The 3,695-nt window shown below is 61.5% G+C and carries 4 protein-coding genes; all 4 read left to right on the forward strand.

The window, feature by feature from the left end; all coding sequences use genetic code 11:
- Window positions 1-212: 212 nt before the first annotated feature.
- Entirely contained in the window at window positions 213-689 is a 477-nt protein-coding gene (locus WMO66_RS01785) for a hypothetical protein (RefSeq protein ID WP_349134698.1), read from the forward strand.
- A 1-nt stretch (window position 690) separates the two neighbouring features.
- Window positions 691-2,067 (forward strand): MBOAT family O-acyltransferase, encoded by a 1,377-nt coding sequence (locus WMO66_RS01790; RefSeq protein WP_349134699.1) that lies wholly within the window; start codon window positions 691-693, stop codon window positions 2,065-2,067.
- Window positions 2,068-2,075: 8 nt separating this feature from the next.
- Window positions 2,076-3,146, forward strand: coding sequence for a DHHW family protein (locus tag WMO66_RS01795; RefSeq protein ID WP_349134700.1), 1,071 nt, complete (start codon window positions 2,076-2,078; stop codon window positions 3,144-3,146).
- A gap of 298 nt (window positions 3,147-3,444) precedes the next feature.
- Entirely contained in the window at window positions 3,445-3,693 is a 249-nt protein-coding gene (locus WMO66_RS01800) for an S-layer homology domain-containing protein (protein ID WP_349134701.1), read from the forward strand.
- Window positions 3,694-3,695: the final 2 nt, after the last annotated feature.

Raw genomic sequence — 3,695 nt, forward strand, 5'->3', positions numbered from 1 at the left:
GGGTGTCCTTTCGCGTTCCATAACCCGCCGCAGCGGCAGAATTGCAAAATAATAATACAAAATTCTATTTTGCAATTTCGGAAGCAGCTTGGCGAAAAAGCCCAAAGGGACTTTTTTGACAAGCTGATTTCCCACCGGGAAATTTTTATGGAACCTGCAGAGAATTGCGCCGTCTAATAGCCGTATTCCATTTTTGAAAGGAAATCATGAACATGAAAAAACTGACCGCACTGCTCCTTGCCGTCCTGCTTGTTTTCGGCCTTGCCGCCTGCGCAGGCTCCCCCGCCGAGTCGAACGCGAAGCCGGGCGACACAATGACGCTGCAGGACATCCTCACCTCCATCACGAAGGACGTCGCCGACCTGCCGGACACTGAGACCACGGCGCTGACGAAGGACAACTTCGAATACTTCGCCTTCACCGCAATGCCCGACGGCGTCGAGGCCATTGCTGCCGACGCGCTCATCAACGCTGTGGCGCACTCCGTCGTGCTCATGCGCGCGCAGGATGCCGAGACGGCCAAGAAGCTCGCCGCCGACGTGGAGGCCAACCTGAACCCGGCCAAGTGGGTATGCGTCGAGGCCGAAAAGACGGCCGTGCTCGTGCACAACTGCACCGTGCTGCTCGTCATGTCCTGGAGCGACGTGACCGACGCCCTCACCGCCAACTTCAACGCGCTCTGGAGCTGAGATGGTATTCTCCGGCGCGGTATTTCTCTATGCCTTTCTTCCGCTCACGCTCGCGGTCTACGCTCTCGCGCCGCAGCGTGGGCGGAATGCCGTTCTGCTGATCGCAAGCCTGCTGTTCTATGCGTTCGGCGAGCCTGTGTATGTGCTCCTGCTGCTGCTTTCGTCCGTTTCGAACTGGGCGCTCAGCCTGTGCATCGAGCGGCGGCGCGGCACGCGGACAGCAAAGCTGGCGTTGGCGGTCTCCGTCCTTCTGAATCTCGGGCTGCTCGGCTTTTTCAAATACGCCGACTTCTTCCTGACGACGGTGAACGGCCTGTTCGGCCTTTCCCTGCCGCTGACAGGCGTGCGCCTGCCGCTTGGCATCAGCTTTTATACGTTCCAGACCATGAGCTACACCATCGACGTCTACCGCGGGCACGTCCGGCCGCAGCGGAACCTCGCGACGTTCGCCACGTTTGTCTGCCTGTTCCCGCAGCTCATCGCCGGGCCGATCGTCCGCTATTCCGATATCGAGGCCGAGCTGCACACGCGGCGCTTCTGCCTCGAGGACATCGGTACGGGCGCGCGGCGCTTTACCGTCGGTCTGGGCAAAAAGGTCCTGCTTGCCAACGTGCTGGGCGAGCTGGTGTCCTCCGCCGGGAACGCAACGGTGCTCGGCGCGTGGCTCGGGGCCGTGGGTTATCTGCTGCAGATTTATTTTGACTTTTCGGGCTACAGTGACATGGCCATCGGCCTCGGGCGGATGTTCGGCTTCACGTTCCCGGAGAATTTCGACTATCCGTATCTTGCCCGCTCCGTGACGGACTTCTGGCGGCGCTGGCATCAGACGCTCGGGCAGTGGTTCCGGGACTATGTCTATATCCCGCTGGGCGGCAGCCGCACGACCCGCGCCAAATGGATCCGCAATGTTGCCGTCGTCTGGCTGCTGACGGGCCTGTGGCACGGCGCGGCGTGGAATTTTGTGCTGTGGGGCGGCTATTTCGGTCTGCTCCTACTGACAGAACGGCTCTGGCTCGGAAAACGGCTGGCCCGTGCGCCCGCTGCCGTGCAGCATGCGCTGCTGCTCCTGCTCGTGACGCTCGGCTTCGTTCTGTTCCGCGCCGAGAGCCTGCAGGCCTGCGGGCAGACGCTCCGAGCCATGTTCGGCGGCGCGCCGCTGTGGGACGCGGACGCGCTGTATGCCCTGCGCAGCTTTGCAGGCGTGCTCGTCCTCGGAGTCGTCGGCGCGACGCGGCTGCCGAAGCGTCTGTGGAAGCGGCTGGAGCCGCACCCCGTCTCAGCCGCGCTCGGACCGGTGCTGACGGGCCTGCTGCTCCTTGCCGCGACGGCCGCGCTCGTGGACGGCTCGTTCAATCCCTTCCTCTATTTCCGCTTCTGAGGTGAGCCATGAAACGCAAAGCATCCATCGCCACGGCGGCCGTGTTCCTCGCGGTGCTGTTCGGCTTTTCCCTGCTGCATCTCGCCCTGCCGGACCGGGAAGTATCCCGCAGTGAGCGGCGGCGGCTGGCGCAGCTTCCTCCCCTGTCTTCCGGCTTTTCGGACAAGCTTGAGGAATATATGCTTGACCAGTTCCCGCTGCGTGAGCAGCTGCGCACGGTCAACAGCCTCGTGCGGCTCTACGGCCTCGGGCAGGCGGATATCCACAGCATCTATCTGCAGGGCGGCGGGGCCTTCCGCATGGACGGCCCGCTGCAGGAAAAGCAGGTGCGCCATGCCGCAGCGGTCTTTTCCGCCGTGCGGGAAACCTATTTCCCGTCGCTTCCGTCGCACTATGTCATCGTACCGGATAAAAATGCCAAGGCGGAGATCAGCCGTCCCCGGCTGGACACGGAGGCGCTGCGCGGCATCGTGCGCGAGGCCCTGCCCGGTATGACGGAGATCGACATCTGGGACCTGCTGTCCGCAGACGACTATTACAAAACGGACCCCCACTGGCGGCAGGAGCGGTTGCTCCCCGTCGCAGCGGCCATCTGTGAAGCGCTGGGCGCGGACGCGCCGGGAACCTTCACGGAAAAAACGCTCTCTCCGTTTTACGGCGCGTATTACGGGCAGGCGGCCCTGCCGATGGCCCCGGATACGCTGACGTACCTCGAAAGCGCCGACACGAAGGCCGCCAAGGTCACCGGCCCGGAGCTGGACGGCGCGCAGCCGGTCTACCGGCCGGAGCTGCTGGACGGGACGGACGGCTACGACGTCTTCCTCTCCGGCGCGCAGGCGGTCCTGACCGTCACATCGCCCAACGTGCACAACGGGCGGCACCTCGTGCTGTTCCGCGACTCGTTCGGCTCGTCGCTCGCGCCGCTGCTGCTCGGCTCATTCGAGCGCATCACGCTCGTGGACCTGCGCTATATCTCTGCCGCCCGGCTGACGGACTATGCAGACCTGTCAGACGCGACGGACGTGCTCTATCTCTGCTCGACGGCCGTGTGGAACAACGGCGGCACCCTGCGGGAATGAAGTCCCCGGATTTGCCATTGCGGGGCCCCAAAGGGACCGTGGCAAGCTCGCAGCGCCCGGCCGGATCACAGGCTACCCACAGCGAATTCGAAATTCCTTCGCACATCGTCCCGGCGGCATCCCCGCCGGGACTTTTTACTGTACTGCATATTATTGAAAATTACGGGATATTTTCTGTAAAAATATTGACAAAAAAGTTAAGGGGTGATATGCTGGACTTACCTAGGAAGGAAGGGAGTCCCCGGAACGAACGATTCTGTCGCCACAGAAAGTAGAATATAAGAAAAGAAGAAGAGACGTGAAAAAACATCATTTGACTCGTCTATGCAGCATCCTTTTGCTCGCTGCGCTGTTGGTTTCTCTCACCGTACCGCTGGTCTCGGCCTATTCCGATGTGACTCGTTCTGCTTTCCCGGATTACTTTGACGCGATCAACTATGTAACAGATAATGGCCTGATGAACGGGACCTCGTCCACGCAGTTTGAACCGAATTCCTTTCTCAGTCGTGCGATGCTGGTCGGTGCAGTATGGCATTCGCTCTATTAATT

Source organism: Faecousia intestinalis (genome assembly GCF_040096185.1).
In the GTDB taxonomy this organism is placed as follows: domain Bacteria; phylum Bacillota; class Clostridia; order Oscillospirales; family Oscillospiraceae; genus JAZOXB01.

What these genes read in the sequence shown, in the direction of transcription:
- WMO66_RS01790 (WP_349134699.1), top strand. Translation starts at nt 691, where the DNA reads ATGGTATTCTCCGGCGCGGTATTTCTCTATGCCTTTCTTCCGCTCACG.
- WMO66_RS01785 (WP_349134698.1), top strand. Translation starts at nt 213, where the DNA reads ATGAAAAAACTGACCGCACTGCTCCTTGCCGTCCTGCTTGTTTTCGGC.
- WMO66_RS01795 (WP_349134700.1), top strand. Translation starts at nt 2,076, where the DNA reads ATGAAACGCAAAGCATCCATCGCCACGGCGGCCGTGTTCCTCGCGGTG.